Below are 15,392 nucleotides of genomic sequence, written 5' to 3' on the forward strand. Positions count from 1 at the left end.
TGAAGCACAACACCTTAAATCATAAAAACAACCTTTGCTCAGTCAAATGGCTTTGAATATCGGTATTTCTGCACTTGCCTCAAATGCACTGAAAACTTGTGCCAGGCACAGCTAATAGTCCTTAAAAGGTTGGCTTTGATCGCATATCCATTTCAGCCTCTTGTCCTTTGCTGCTTTTTTGTGCTGTGATGTTTTGGCAACACCTAACCATCAATAACAATAAAAAGGATTTCTGAATGCGCCTGCTCTCTCTTGCTTGCTTTATCAGCTCAGCGTTCATTAGCACCAGCAGTTTTTCCGCACCCAAAGACTTGGCTGGGGCTATTAACACCGATTACCAACAGCACCTTGAACCGCTGTTTAAGCATTTCCACCAAAACCCTGAACTGTCCTTTATGGAGTTTAAAACGGCTGAACGTTTGGCCAAAGAGCTCAAAGCGGCCGGTTTTGAAGTGACTACTGGTGTAGGAAAAACAGGTGTAGTCGCCATATTGAAAAACGGCAAAGGTCCTTTAGTGATGATGCGTGCTGATATGGACGCCTTGCCGGTAGAGGAAAAAAGTGGTTTGCCTTACGCATCCAAAGTAAAAAGCAAAGACTGGAACGGCAATGAAGTGTCTGTGATGCATGCCTGTGGTCATGATATGCATGTCACCAGCTTAATAGGCACAGCACGCCAAATGGTCAAAATCAAAGATCAATGGCAAGGCACTTTGATGCTGGTCGGCCAACCGGCTGAAGAGTATGTTGGTGGTGCACAGAGTATGCGCGACGATAAAATATGGGAGCGTTTTGGCACGCCGGATTACGCTATGGCGTTGCATGTGTCCAGCGAAATTGAAGCCGGCAAAATTGTTGCAGTGGAAGGCTCGCCCTATTCTGGCGTGGATTCAGTGGATATCCATATTCATGGTGTAGGCGCTCATGGTGCCAGCCCCCATCGCGGCAAAGATCCGATAGTGTTAGGTTCACAAATTGTGCTGGCACTACAAACTATTGTCAGTCGCGAAATAGCGCCCAAAGAGCCCAGTGTCATTACCGTTGGATCTTTTCACTCAGGCTCGAAGCACAATATCATTCCCGACTCAGCGCACTTACAGCTGACTGTACGGAACGATACCTTAGAGACCCGTGAGCAATTGATTAGCGCCATTAAAAGAGTGGCCACTAATATGGGCCGCGTAGCGGGTTTACCTGAAGATAAATTACCGGAAGTGACTGTCGACCCGCAAACCACTCCGCCTACTGTCAATGATATTCCACTGACACAACGTTTAAAGCAGCGCTGGGTCAGTCATTTTGGTGCTGATATCCTGGATCAGAATTACAAACGCTTGGGTATGGGCGCTGAAGATTATCCATTTTTAATTATGAACCCGACCATTCAGAGTGTGTATTTCCAGATCGGTGGCACACCCAAAGCAGATTTTGAGCGGGAAAAACAAGGCGGCGCGCCAGTGCCAAGCCATCACAGCCCTTTATTTAAAATTGCACCAGAGCCGGCTATTAAAGCTGGTGTAGAGGCCACAGTAGTTGCCTTACTGGACTTGATGCCAAAACACTAGTCAGCCAGCAGCTATACCGGGACAACGGCTTGCCGCAGACAGGCCTTTTTGTAAGATAAACTTACAATTGAATTTCGACTCTGATGCTAAATCAGGTTAGTCTGGTACCAGTATCATCAGCCAGATTGTTAGCACCTGATGATACTTCATAATCAATAACTAAAAGGAAAACGCAAAGTGCGCCATTCATTATTAGCTCTTAGCATTGCCGCATTACTGGCAGGCTGTAATCCAGCACAAGACACCAAAACAACCACCAGCGCAGCAGCAGTCGAACCTGTTACCGCTGCAGAAACCAAAGCGGCTTTATCTGAATCAGAGCGCTTAAATCAGTGGTTTGAAACCAAATACGAAGAGCAGCTGCAAATGAGCCCGCTGCAAATGACCTTCTTAGGTCGTAAAGATAAACAAGATCAAATTGACGACGTGACAGAAGAAGCTGAAGACAAGCAATTGGCCTGGGCTGCAGCTTCTGTTGAAGAGTTAAAATCTCAATTTGATTACAACAAGTTAGACACTGAAGCCAAAACCTCATACGACTTATGGATTTACCAATACGAGCAAAGCCGTGACGCTGCAGCATTTCGTGTAAACACTTATGTATTTAACCAGATGCAGGGTGTGCACGCCTTGTTGCCACAAGTGCTGATGAACTTCCATAAAGTAGACGAAGTGGTTGATATGGAAGCCTACGTCAAACGTATTGGTGGCATTGCCAAAGCCATTGCTGACTTACAGCAACGCGCTGCCAAATATGCTGAAGCAGGTGTACGCCCACCCCGTTTTGCGTACGAAGGTGTATTGGAACAGGTGAATAATCTGCTGAACGGCGCGCCTTTTAAAGAAAGCGATAAAGACGCTCCTTTATGGGCTGATGCCAAAGCCAAAGTGGAAGCGCTGAAAAAAGCCGACAAACTGGATGACAAAAAAGCTGAACAGTTACTGGCCGATGCAAAATCTGCCTTAACTACTCAGTTCCAGCCTTCTTATGAAGCTTTATCTGCCTTTTTAACCAGCGAACTGGATAAAACTCAGGTGAATGTGACAGGTGTATCGACTCAGCCGAATGGCGTGGCGTATTACAACCATCGCTTAGCTCAGTCGACTACAACCAACTTAACTGCTGACGAAATTCACCAGATTGGTTTAAATGAAGTCGACCGCCTGACCAAAGAAATGATCGCGATCAAAGATAAAGTGGGCTTTAAAGGCTCGTTAAAAGAGTTTTTCACCTTTATCAAAACTGACGCTCAGTTCTTCTACCCGGATACAGATGAAGGCCGCCAGGGATACATCAAAGACTCGGAAGCTTATTTAGCCTTTATCGAGAAAAAGCTGCCTGAATATTTTGGCATTCTGCCAAAAGCGCCTTTAGTGGTAAAACGGGTTGAAGCTTTCCGTGAACAACCAGGTGCGGCTCAGCATTACTACCCTGGTACCCCTGATGGTAAACGCCCAGGCATTTATTACGCGCATTTATCAGATATGAAACAAATGCCAAAAAATGAAATGGAAGCCATTGCCTATCACGAAGGTAGCCCTGGTCACCATATGCAAATTTCTATTGCACAGGAACTGACCTCAGTGCCAACCTTCCGTACTCAGGCTGGTTTTACCGCCTACATCGAAGGCTGGGGTTTGTATTCTGAATTACTGGCTAAAGAAATGGGTGCTTACCAGAGTGACTACTCTGACTTCGGCCGTTTAATCACAGAAATGTGGCGTGCCGTACGTTTAGTGGTCGATACAGGTATGCACAGCAAAGGCTGGACTGAACAACAAGGTATTGAGTACTTCAAAGAGAAAACACCTGTTGCTGAAGGCGCAGTCACTTCAGAAGTACGTCGTTATTTAGTATGGCCAGGCCAGGCCACAGCCTACAAAATTGGTATGTTAAAAATTCTGGAAATCCGTGCTAAAGCCAAAGAGCAGTTAGGCGACAAGTTCGATATCCGTGGTTTCCACGACACCGTCTTAGGCGGTGGTGCATTGCCATTGCAAGTGCTGGAAAAACGCGTACAGAACTGGGTAGACAGCGTAAAAGCTGCTTAATCCCGCTCTGAAGCTCTAAGAATGGCCCTTGATTGGGCCATTTTTTATTCCCATAACACCCGATCTGAGTTGAGCTTATTTTTAGCTACCTCGCTCCCTCCCCTTTAACACAGCACAGTTACAAAGTTTGCTTGCCACATACCGCCCCAAAATGTTAACTTTTAGATTACATTCATTTTATTTACAGGGACGAGAATAATGCGCAGAACTTTATTAGCCACCACCATACTCTTAAGCGGCTTGGCACAGGCCGATATGCTGGATGGATTAAAGCTGTATGACCAAAAAGACTATGCCAAAGCGCAAACTGAATTCAGCGCTTTAGTACCTCTGGGCAACGAACTGGCAGCTTTTAATCTGGCGGTAATGCACTATAAAGGCCAGGGTGTTCCTGTTGATTTGGTCAAAGCTCAGGCCTATTTCCAATTGGCTGCCGAATTGGGTGATAGCAGAGCAGCAGGATTGGCAAGTTCTGTCTCAACTAAACTTACAGCCACAGAACAACAGCAGGCAACAGAGCAATTTCACTCCTTACTAAGTAAAGTGCAAATCAGAGATCTGATTGACGGTGAGTTTGATCAGCCAGATATGCCAGAGGTAATAAGCCGCAAAGCACCTGCTTATCCGGAAGATGCCATCCGCAGCAGAGCCTTTGGTTACAACGTAATGAAATTTCTTATCGATGAAAAAGGTAATGTCACAACTGTCGAAGTACTGGGTTCTTTTCCATCAAAGACCTTCGACAAAGCATCCATCAGAGCTATTAAATCCTGGAAATATGCAGCTACAGGTAAAAAGAACTCAGGTAAAGTCATGATGCATTACAGCACTGGGCCACTGCGAAAAGAGCAAGTCACCCAATTTATGCAAGAGCACAAGTTAATGGACTACGCTGTTGCCGGCTCACCACAACACCAATTCCTGCTTGGTACTCTGCTGGATATGGTAGCCACCAACTCGAGTTACAATGTAAAGGTCGACAAAACTCTGCCTCTGGATCCAGCGGCTGAATTACCCAAAGAGTTTTTCAAAGAATTATCAGGTAACAGTGTCACTATTGATGGTTTTTTTGGTAGCGCAGAGGTAAAAACAGACGCCGATGGTAAAATTATTGATGTGCTGAAAGCCGATAAACTGAGCAAAAAGCAAGCAACAGCAGTACTGCTGGGTAAGGAGCTGGATGAAGACGCCAGTAACGGTCATTTCAGTCTTTGGGCAGACCCGGGTAGAAAAGTGACAGTTCAAGCCATTGCCAGCATCTCTGAGCTGCATAGTGGATCCTATTGGTGGACCATGGCAGCCAAAAACGGCAATTTAGATGCGCAGCGTCAATTGGCTATGATGTCTGAGACCTGGGAAAACTACCTGTTGCAAGCCAATGATCCGCAGGTACAAGCCTGGAATGGAGTAAGAAAAATACTGCAAGGCGACAAAGTAGAAGGCCAATTGCTGCTGGATAAAGCCATAGCTCAAAACTATCAGGTCGCAGCTGAGCTTAAAGCTGCACTTTAAGCTCACTCAATAATGCACTATGAAGCCCACTTTGTGTGGGCTTTCATTTTTTTAACGATCAGACTTCTTTTCTAAAGCGGCATGCATATCTTCCAGACGGATACCTCTGGTATCAATGCCGTGACGTTGCAGTAAAAAGGCCGCAATCACCAGCGCAGTCATAATCACCAAACCAGATAATGCCATTTGATCAAATAACCCCATCACTCCGAGTAAAGCACCCAAAATGCCACCAAACTTTGAACTGGCGGCCACTATGCCAGAGCCTGTGCCACGCAAATGCACTGGGTATATCTCAGCTGCATAAGGAATAAGCATTGCAATCACACCGCTGGAGCTGACCAGCAGCAAGGCGATAGAAACAGAAAGTAAGGTCACAGAACGGCTGTCGAGCCAGTCAAAAATACAGAAACTCAGTAAAGACAAAGCGGTCAGCAGAATAAACAGTAGCAAGGTTTTGATACTACTCCAGCTGTGGTAAAGCCAGATCACTAAAGCCACACCAGGCAAAGCGAAAAAGGCTGATTTGGTAATAATAGCGCTGGCCTGCCCTGCCAGACCCATTTCACCTAAGTTGGTAGGCAGCCATAACATAAAGCCAAAATTAACCAAACCCCAGGCCACACCAGCCGCCACTAAACCTATAGTAATGCCGGCATAGTGTCCTTGTAACAACTGCTTAAATCCTGCGTTTTGCAAAGCAGGCTCTTCTTCTACCACTATGCTGCTTTGATCCTGAGCCTGTACACCGCTAAAACGCTGCAGCACCAGACGAGCTTCACTGGTTAAACCTTTGCTGGCCAGATAACGTGGCGATTCCGGAATATAACGGTTTAAAAAAATCACCAACAAGCCTGTAGGCAACCCCAGCATCCATAAAATACGCCAGCTAAACATGGGTTCCAACAACGCAGCTGAGCCTGACGCTACCAGGTAACCGGCAGCAGTACCAAAACCACCTAAAGCGACCAGTAACCAGCCTCTGTGTGCCGCTGGAATAGTTTCAGCCATCAGGGTAAATGTAATAGGCAATAGGCCCCCTGCTGACAACCCCATTAAAAAGCACATCACCAGATTCCACTCAAAAGATGGCATAGCACCACAAATCGCTGTGCCGATAAACATCAGTGCCGACAATAAAATAGCGGCTCTGCGACCAAATAAATCAGCCATCATGCCCCAGACCACAGAGCCTATGGTGGTCCCTGTTAACGCCACCAGCGCCAGCACTCCAGCTTCTTTCGAGCTTATGCCATATTCAGCTTTTAAGCCTGGCATCACAAAACCTAAAGTGGCGGGCTTCATCACATCCACTATCACAGCCGCCATCAGCACCATGACCAAAGTCCAGTGCTCTTTATTCAGTGGCAACTGATCGGCCACATGAAAATGTAATCTGCTGTTGTCGGTGCTGCGCAGCTGGTCCAGCCGTGGCATCATGCCATACATGGCGAGCAACAAGCCCAGCGGAATAAGCCCCATGCCAATCAGCATATTGCTGTCCATCGGCATCCCCACCATTTGATAGTTCATATGAGAGGCATGCATAAACATTGGCACATGCGCCAGCACTCCCAAGGTGATGCCAAGACAACCCAGCCAGAAGGCTAATGGATGGTAAAAATTTAATCCCTGTGATTTCATCAAACTCGTCTCTGTGATTGGCCCCTTCTGAGGCACTTTTTGTTAGCGCAGAGCATACTGGGCCAGCCTGCTTTGCTGCAACAGCTATTTTTAGTAAAAGCTGTTGATTAGAAAACAAAAATTAGCGCTGTTTTGGCTACGAAATTCAGCTACCATAAATCTTCGTTCTGTCAGCCTTACACAAGACTGTATGGGCTTTCCTGTACCCCGCTCTATTGAGGATTGTATGCGCCGTTTGTCTGTTGCCTTGCTTTGTTTATTCAGTGGTTTCGCTGTGGCCAAACCCGGTGAACTGGTATTTTCCAGCGACTTTGAACAGGACGCCCATCAGTGGAATATTCTCGCCGGTTGCCAGCGCAGCTCTGAAATGGCCCGTACTGGTACAAGCGCATTATTTTGTCAGGATGGCAGCAGCTCTTTAGTCAGCCGTTATCCGGTGTCCGAACTGGGTTTGCTGGAGTTTTGGGTCAAACCTCAGTCGGCATTTGCCAGTTACCGCATTAATATTTTAACCTCATCTTCTATCTCTTTGGATGCACAGTGGCAACAGGTTGGCCTGATTGAAGCGCCTGCCGGCACTGAAGCCTATATGGCACATCGTGTTTCTATTGACGATCCGGGCCGTAAATATCTGCGTTTAGATATCGAAACCTTGCACGGTGGTGTAGCGCTGGATGATGTGGTTCTGGACAGAATATTACTGGATACAGCTTTGCAGAAAAACGAGCAAAAAATTATCAGCGGTATTTTAGATAAGCTGCAAACCAATAAAAACTACGAGCTGCAAAGCGAATCCTTCCGCACTATCGGCAAAAACTATGCGGCGCAGCTGGAAAGCCAGCGCCAGTATCTGGAATATGCCAACGCTATTTATTCGACCATCACCTTTGCACTGGCAAGTTCAGAGCGCAATAAAATGTCGAACCCTATGGCCTATTCGTCTTTCCGTACTATTTTGGCTGACACTAAAAGAGTGGCTTCGCCTTTGCAACAAGCCAGATTGAATTCAATGGTAAAACCTTTTGGTGACTTAACGACTGCCACTTTAACAGTGGTCAGCGGTGGTTTGTATGCTGCTTTTGCTGAACCTTTTAAGTCATTTCTGGCGACAGCTTTTGATAAATCCAATTATGAAAATGCTGATTTAAACCGCAAGGACCGTAAGTTTGCCGAGGAAAACGGCTTAAAAATTTACGAGCAGGCTGAGAAGTTTTTAAACGAGCTGGAACGTGAACTGGTACAAGTGTCGGCTTTGGAAAATGATTTGCAAAGCATGCTGAAAATGGTGGAAGTATTTCGTAAAGATTTAGACAAACACCTGCGTGATTATATTCAGCACGCCGGTCTTGCCCGCACTCAGGAAAATTACAGTCGGGTGATGAGTAAAGAAGAATCTATTCGTGCGCTGGTCATTAACGAAGTAGGTGAAAACGTTACTAATAAAGCGCAGGGTTATCTGGCCGCCAATGACACGACTCAGCTGATCCAATACATGTTGAAGACCTCAGAGCAGCTAGAAGGCATGCAGGAATTTAAAGAGCGTTTTAACCAAATCACCTCGTCGGCTATTACCTTCTACGACAGATTCGAGCGCTCAGTCGCACCGGATCAAAACCCCTTCACCGATGCCAAAGATAAAGCGGCGTGGGAGCAGCATGCCCTAAAAGCCCGCAGTTATATCAAGCAATCAAAAGAAGCTTTTGCTAAAGCATATATGTAAAGGTCTTTGATATTGAAGGGATTTAAACCAGCCAAAAGCGAGAAGCTTTGGCTGGTTTGAGGATATCAGACAACAGAGAATTACTTAGCGATGCGCGGCTTAGCTTTAGGTTTGGCCTTTGGCTTCACTTTATTTGTACTGTCCAAATCAATAGAGGTTTCGCTGGCTTTGTTAGAACGGCCTGACAAGACTTTACGTGAAATACTTTTTAACAGCGACTCACGGTTGCTCACTTCAAAGCCTGGCGTGACTATACGTTTGACCGTGCTGCCAATCAGCTTTTGAATACGCTCTAAGGTTTGCTCTTCTTCACGACTGACAAATGAAATCGCATTGCCTGTAGCGCCTGCACGACCGGTACGACCGATACGGTGTACATAATCTTCCGGCAAATACGGCAGGTTAAAGTTAACGACATAATCCAGGCCTTGAATATCCAGACCACGGGCAGCCACTTCAGTCGCAATCAATACCTGTAACTTAGCAGATTTGAAATCAGCGATAGCACGACGTCGTGCGCCCTGGCTTTTATCACCATGACAGACTGCCGCATCAATTTTTCTCATTTGCAAGCCAGCTAATAAGCGGTCAGCCTGCTCTTTAGTACTGGTGAATACCAACACCTGAAACCAGTTTTTTTCCGCCAGCAGCTGTTCAAATAATTCGATTTTGCGACTTTCTTCAACCGGATACACCACATGGTTGACGGTATCAGCCGTACTGTTCGTTTTCGCCACACGGATTTGCTGGTGGTTTTTCAGAATTTTATGCGACAGTTCATTCACAGCTGGTGAAGTTGTGGCCGAGAACAACATGGTTTGGCGTGTAGTTGCCGTCATTTGCATTAACTTCGTTACATCTGTAACAAAGCCCATGTCGAGCATACGGTCTGCTTCGTCCAGCACCACAAATTCAACATCACTTAAGATCACATTGCCCAGAGCCATATGCTCTATCAAACGGCCTGGCGTGCTGATCAGGATATCCACACCAGCTTTTAATTTATTGGCCTGACCGCCCATTTTCACGCCACCATAAAGTGCCGTTACACTGACAGGCACAAACTGCGCGTATGCAGCAATGGATTCAGCAATTTGCTCTGCTAACTCGCGGGTTGGAGTCAGGATCAAAGCGCGTGGGCGCTGCGCTACTGTATCTTTTGGTTTATCCAGCATGCGTTGCAGCACAGGAATAGCAAAAGCAGCAGTTTTGCCTGTGCCTGTTTGCGCTGTAACTTGTAAATCTTTACCGCGACGCGCAGGCACTATGGCCTGTTCTTGTACCGGGGTCATATCACTGTAGCCACATTCTACAAGGGCGCGGAGTAGATCCGGGGCTAAATCTAAAGATGAAAATTGCATAAGAGTTCCTCTGTAGAATAGCTACAGTAAAAAATGAGGGCAGAATATACAGTATTTTAGCGGTAGAAGAGACAATTCTTTGTCATTGAATGAATTTTACGCAGTTTTTCTGTAATTTTAGGCGCCTGAATCAGGTCGCTTTGGGTTAAAAAGTGAAATGCTCATCTGCTGCGACAAGCATCCTGAGTATTAACCTTCGTCAGATTCGTCGATGTCAAAGCCAAGTTCACGTGGCTTATGTTTGCAGGCTCTGGCAAGAATTTCTACATAGAAGCTCTCCAGCTCTTGTGCCACAGCAGCATCGATATGTTTGTTGATTTCAGAGGTAAAAATCTTTTCTGCAACATCTACTGACGCACCAAAGCGACAGTCAAAAGTCCAGTAATCCGTACCAGCAGGCAGAGTTTTACGACGCTCTCTGTTCAGGTATTTTTTAATATCATACTTAATGGAGTCCACCAAACGAGCAGGTTGCAGCTTAGGGTGGGTTAAAGCAATTGTCTTTTTCATCAAAATTCCTACAGATATACACAAGTAAAAGCTGAATAAGCTTTTGACTGCGCATTCTACATGGATGAGCACAAGACTGCTATTTTCTGGCAAAATTTAACAGCCAGAGCTTAAGTTACAATACTGAAGCCCTTGTCAGCGATTCGGATCTGCTTCCCCAAGATGAGTCATCTTAGGTTCTCACCTAACTTCTCGATTCAGACAGTATGACCCTGGCTTTACGTTGCCCCCATTTTTCTATGTACTTGTGGGTGAAAGAAGAGATGAAAACAACCAGAGCTAACACACAAAAAACCAGAATAATGTTAGGCAGCTGATAGCCGGTCGTAACAAACCGGACATCGTCCACCATTGGAGCCAGCTGTAGCCCTGTGATTTTTTGCATCACCATAGCCAGAGACACAAGGACAAAAATGACTGCGGCATGTGTCATATAGATGGAGTACGACAACTCCCCTAATCTGGTAAACACCGATCGCTTCAACACAGAAGAGATAACCCCCCCTCAAATGAATAGATAAATACAGTGGCACAAAACAGGAAGGTTGAGATCAGTGATCGGTACTCCATGTTGGATGCGACTATATAAACAACCAGAACCAGCAGCAGTGCCTCCAGTAAAGAAGCAACCAGGTAATTGAATTTTAAATAGTTTAAACGCGAGTAAAGGTAATAAGTGACCCCTCCGGCGAAGAAGCACGACAATCCTCTCTGCACATCAAGCACAGGGAAAATAGCCTCTTTCGCAATAAGCCACAACATGACAAAGCTTATAAAAGTCCAGGCTAAGATCTTATAACTCTTAAACAGCAACAGAGTCGCGAAGAAAATAAAATAGATGTAATACTCAATGCTGATACTCCAGGATGGAGAATTAAAAGACCAGGGATCCGTTAGCGAAGACCAGGCATGAACAAGAAAAAAATTAGGCAGTATCTCTGAAGGAGCCCCTAAGCCTGTAAAAGGAGCACTGTTGAATAAAAGCCCTCCCCACTCATAAGCCGCTAATTTGCCAAACTCAAAAAGGATAAACACCACTAACATCACAATATGCAGAGGGAATAATCTGAAGCTTCGAAGTACAGCGAATTGCTTAAAGGATAAATGGTTACTGAATGCGTAACTATGACTCAACACAAAGCCACTTAATACAAAAAAGAACTCCACCAGGAGCCCGCTACCACGAAAGAAATCTGCCTCAGTAAATGTACTGACGACATGCAGATGAAATACCACCACAGATAAGGCACATAAGCCTCTGAAACTGTCTAACACTAAAAATCTTTGTGTCATGTTACGCCGCCCAACATTTGATAAATAATGAGGTTCCAAAGCTATAACGACCACAAAAACGCGGATAACTTCTGCCGATCCGCAAAGCAAATTTTTGAGGAAGAGTACTAAAGCCCACGGGTTTAAAACTACTCAGGTCAAAGACATGCCCACTATCCATAACACGTTTTGGTTAATAAGTCTGCACGCTGGCGCTCAATTCGAAACATTATTCTGATGACCTGGCATGGTTTAACCTGATGGAATGGCGGATTAACAGACGGATAGAGGCAGAACAGCGGTGCTAAAGAGAACTCATGTTTTGGGAAACAAAGACTGAAGCGCCTGATGGCGCTTTGTTTGAAATTTTAAGCTGACACAAGTCATAGAGCCGCACTCGCGGATAAAAAACAAACTGTCCTAATTCCAGCTGTCCTACTTCCAGTATTCGATAACTTTTGCGACTTTACCCTCACGAAATTCAAATACAGCCAGATGGTTCTTTACCACACCTTTGTGTACTTCCTGCCGCTCTACTGCAATGGCGTTATAACCCGGAATTTGGTTGATAATACGATAGCGCGGTTCGGTCTTATCATATTTCCCCATAGCTAATAGCCGCATCGTATTGGCATACAGCTCGTCTTTGCTGTAATTACCGCCATAAGCATCGTGGCGGTAAACAAAATCATCGCTATAAAGTGCAAAAAGCTTATCCACATCGGCTTGGGCAGAACCTTGTAACATCACTTGATTTTGTGCAGCAGTTATCTCAACGACCTTAGCTTTTAACTCATCTGCAGATAACACCACTGGCTCTGCAGCTTCGGTACCCGCAATCACTAAAAAACAAAAACCTATAAAGCCTGATTTTTTCATACCCCCTCCTTGTCGTTAAGATAACTACAACCTGTTTTGGGTGTTTTCCATGCGCTACCGGGGTCAGCGGTGGAGAATTTGGGATAAGGATTATTTAGGCCTGTCCAATCTGAGTTTTTTAGCGGGCACATGACCTGCGATAAAAGATGAGGCGCCAGCTGCTGTTAGCTAAGGTCCCTGAATACAGAGTGGCAGTTGTTGTAAATAAAGCAGGTGCATCCAATCATAAAAATAACTGATGCACCTGTAGTTAAGCTGCCTGACTTAAGACAGCTGTCAGCCTTTGTTTTAGTGGCTGACTCTTAGTTTCAGTGCGCGCATTTCATCATGGCATTCCTGCATGGTCGCCATAGATTGCAGCAATGCAGCTTCATACTGAGGCGGCTGGTTATCTTTCAGCGCAATACGCAGTTCTTCAAGCGTCTTGTCTTCAACTTCTTCTAACTGGCTAATGTAAGTATGCTCTGTATCCGAAGAAATAGCGCTGATAACTTTGGTGTAGACTTTTCTGACTTCAACAGAAAAAGCCGAGCCTTCTTCGCGCTTACCGTCTTCCTGCACGGCAAAAGGCTGCAAACGCTCTTTGACCATTCGACGGGCATTAAGCATACGATCGAAAAACTGTGCCAATCTTTGGTCGCGGACCTGCTCTTTTGCGTCAGTGTAAAACTCAATGCCACTGTTTAACACCTGGATAATATCGGATGCATGATTCACTCTAGCTGTATTTAACTGTGCCATAGTAAGGTTCTCCTTGATAAGTAAAAGGGTATCGGTGACCTGATGGTCTACCGGGATGAACTCGTCCGGGCAACAGGACAACTTAACAGGTGCAGATTGCAGGCCAGACTGCTAAACAAGCAGGGAATCTGCGAAAAAAATAATTTTAAGTTTTTGAATTTATTTGATTTAGCAGCTTACCAATAAAAGCAACCTAACACTGAACAGCCTTGTTTCGTCGTATTTCCAGCGGAATTAATTTCATACTTTGATACACCTACAGGTAACTTTTACCTCTATGGTGTTTGTACAATTTTCGTGGTGCACGAACAAATGACTGAAGCAGATCATGATTCTGGCCAGCCTTAACTTAGGGATTAATGACCCACGGCCTTAGAAAACACCTGCATAATTACAACCCCGGCGATAATCAGGCCTATACCGATAAGCGCAGGTAGATCGAGTTTCTGGCCGAATAAAAACCAGGAGATGGTGGTGATTAATACTATGCCAACACCAGACCATACGGCGTAGGCAATGCCTATAGGGATCACTTTTAAGGTGAGCGACAGAAAGTAAAAAGCGATGGCGAACCCAACCACGACAGCGACTGAGGGCCAGAATTTGGTGAAGCCTTCGCTGGCCTTCAGAGAAGAAGTGGCAATGGTTTCAGCTACTATGGCTGTTGCTAAAAATAACCAGTGTTTCATGAAGATGCCTTTTCTTGAGACTTTTCAGGGGTGAAGCAGTTTATTTCATCGTCACTACATCATAGACCTGCAATTGTGGCACTCGTTGTTGTAGCTGGGTTTCAATTTGATCGAGCTCGGTTAGTCGCTGGCAAAATAATACGGATTTTTGTTCCAGCTCGTCGGCTTTTAAATCCAAGCCGGTATTAATTTTGGCCAGTAGTTCATCAGCAGGTTGCCAGTTCTGACTTTCAGAACGTTCAAAGTCATCTTCACTTTGGCGCAACGCATCGCGTAAAGCGTCCCAGACAGCGCCAACAGTGTATTTAGCCAGATCTTTTAATTGTGTTTTCAATTCACCATGTAAAAAGGCATCCAGCTCGTTCAGACTTTGGGGCGCCAGATAAAAATGTTCACCACTTCGAACAAAACGTGACGTCAGCTGATAGGTGGTTTCTCGGATCAGTGCTTGCCACTCCTCTTGCTGCGCCGTGCTGCCAATACCCACAAGCATGTTTTCAATCGCAGTTAACCCCAGCTCGACACTATCCACTGCTATGGTGACCAACTCTGGCACAAATTTACGCAGCCCCTGCGCATACTGGCCCACCAGCTCTTGTTCTGCCGGATTTAAAGTGATCCATTCGCCGCGAATAAATAAGTCCTGATCCTGATTAATCTGAAATACAGTACGGTTAGTGCTTTGAATACGAATTTGTTCAGGGGAAATTAAAATACCGTGGCGAAATGCCATATTGCACTCAGCCGTAAAGCCTTGCCAGCTAAAGAACATCAATAACAGGATCAAAACACGATGCAAAATATCAACTCTCTTTAAAGGGGATTGGTAAAGCAAATTAGGCTAGCTTAGGTGAAAAAGGCAGGGAGATCATTAGGAAGTAACGCATTGCTGTGGTCTTTCATCGAAAAGACCACAGCACGAGCCATTTTACTCGTCGCTAAACCGCACTAAGCGTACGTATAAGCGAATAATCTTTTCCTTGGAATTATTTTTTCCACTATACATCGCGATAGCCCAACCTCGATCAGGCTGATTTACGACTGTAGTACCGGTCCACATATTCTCACTATTACTAGCCGGGAAAACTGTCAGATTAATAGCAGGGTCAACACAGCTGCGCTCCACCAGCGTCAACACTTCTTTGGCATTAGGTAAACGCCAGGTGCTGTAGCCTGCCAGGGTGCTACGTTTTGCCTCAGTTAAAGCTTCAGGCCAGTCCAGTTGCTGTGCTGTGCCGGTACAAGTTCTGCTTGAGCTGTCCCAACTTTGCCCTACCAGACAACGGGACCACATCAGCTTAGTGGTAGTATCCAGCACTGTACCGTCAGCATTTAATTGAAAACTGGCAATAGGTTTAGTGGTCGTGATATCGCTGTAACACACCTGCGCTGCTTGAACGGGTCCTACCACCATCAGTAAGAACATAAAATACTTTGACATAAAATC

13 protein-coding genes are annotated in these 15,392 nt (G+C 45.4%); 4 read left to right on the top strand and 9 right to left on the bottom strand.

The genetic code is table 11. The features are described from left to right. The first annotated feature begins 236 nt into the window (after positions 1-236). The 3 genes from OM978_RS13310 (at position 237) to OM978_RS13320 (ending at position 5,129) form a co-directional block, all read left to right on the top strand. Complete coding sequence (locus OM978_RS13310; protein WP_264342678.1) at positions 237-1,565, top strand: amidohydrolase; 1,329 nt, start codon at positions 237-239, stop codon at positions 1,563-1,565. A gap of 177 nt (positions 1,566-1,742) precedes the next feature. Continuing rightward, positions 1,743-3,617, top strand: a complete 1,875-nt coding sequence (locus OM978_RS13315; RefSeq protein WP_264342679.1) for a DUF885 domain-containing protein — start codon at positions 1,743-1,745, stop codon at positions 3,615-3,617. Between the two features lie 198 nt (positions 3,618-3,815). Continuing rightward, positions 3,816-5,129, top strand: a complete 1,314-nt coding sequence (locus OM978_RS13320) for a TonB family protein (RefSeq protein ID WP_264342680.1) — start codon at positions 3,816-3,818, stop codon at positions 5,127-5,129. Positions 5,130-5,180: 51 nt separating this feature from the next. Here OM978_RS13320 and OM978_RS13325 read toward each other — a convergent pair whose 3' ends face one another. Next, positions 5,181-6,773, bottom strand: a complete 1,593-nt coding sequence (locus OM978_RS13325) for an MFS transporter (protein ID WP_264342681.1) — start codon at positions 6,771-6,773, stop codon at positions 5,181-5,183. Between the two features lie 226 nt (positions 6,774-6,999). On the opposite strand from OM978_RS13325, the gene OM978_RS13330 reads away from it, so the two are divergent. Beyond that, the gene (locus OM978_RS13330; protein ID WP_264342682.1) at positions 7,000-8,493 is read left to right on the top strand and encodes a hypothetical protein; all 1,494 of its coding nucleotides are present in this window, start codon (positions 7,000-7,002) and stop codon (positions 8,491-8,493) included. 80 nt (positions 8,494-8,573) lie between these two features. Here the strand turns inward: OM978_RS13330 and OM978_RS13335 are convergent, their stop codons facing one another. The 8 genes from OM978_RS13335 to OM978_RS13370 all read right to left on the bottom strand — a co-directional run bounded on the left by OM978_RS13335 (position 8,574) and on the right by OM978_RS13370 (position 15,386). Continuing rightward, entirely contained in the window at positions 8,574-9,854 is a 1,281-nt protein-coding gene (locus OM978_RS13335) for a DEAD/DEAH box helicase (RefSeq protein WP_264342683.1), read from the bottom strand. Positions 9,855-10,043: 189 nt separating this feature from the next. Next, positions 10,044-10,364: a DUF6172 family protein gene (locus OM978_RS13340; RefSeq protein WP_264342684.1), complete on the bottom strand. Its 321-nt coding sequence runs from the start codon at positions 10,362-10,364 to the stop codon at positions 10,044-10,046. 480 nt (positions 10,365-10,844) lie between these two features. Next, a complete protein-coding gene (locus tag OM978_RS13345) occupies positions 10,845-11,657 on the bottom strand; it encodes an acyltransferase family protein (RefSeq protein ID WP_413691232.1) in 813 nt (270 codons plus the stop codon). Positions 11,658-12,071: 414 nt separating this feature from the next. Then, on the bottom strand, positions 12,072-12,515 hold the full coding sequence (locus OM978_RS13350) for a hypothetical protein (RefSeq protein WP_264342686.1): 444 nt from the start codon (positions 12,513-12,515) through the stop codon (positions 12,072-12,074). Between the two features lie 288 nt (positions 12,516-12,803). Next, entirely contained in the window at positions 12,804-13,256 is a 453-nt protein-coding gene (locus OM978_RS13355; protein ID WP_264342687.1) for a PA2169 family four-helix-bundle protein, read from the bottom strand. A gap of 356 nt (positions 13,257-13,612) precedes the next feature. Continuing rightward, on the bottom strand, positions 13,613-13,945 hold the full coding sequence (locus OM978_RS13360; protein WP_264342688.1) for a DMT family transporter: 333 nt from the start codon (positions 13,943-13,945) through the stop codon (positions 13,613-13,615). Between the two features lie 40 nt (positions 13,946-13,985). Continuing rightward, positions 13,986-14,744: a YggN family protein gene (locus tag OM978_RS13365; protein WP_264342689.1), complete on the bottom strand. Its 759-nt coding sequence runs from the start codon at positions 14,742-14,744 to the stop codon at positions 13,986-13,988. Between the two features lie 129 nt (positions 14,745-14,873). Continuing rightward, entirely contained in the window at positions 14,874-15,386 is a 513-nt protein-coding gene (locus OM978_RS13370; RefSeq protein WP_264342690.1) for a DUF1566 domain-containing protein, read from the bottom strand. Positions 15,387-15,392 lie beyond the last annotated feature (6 nt).

The organism is Rheinheimera sp. MM224 (assembly GCF_947090785.1).
Taxonomy (GTDB): domain Bacteria; phylum Pseudomonadota; class Gammaproteobacteria; order Enterobacterales; family Alteromonadaceae; genus Pararheinheimera.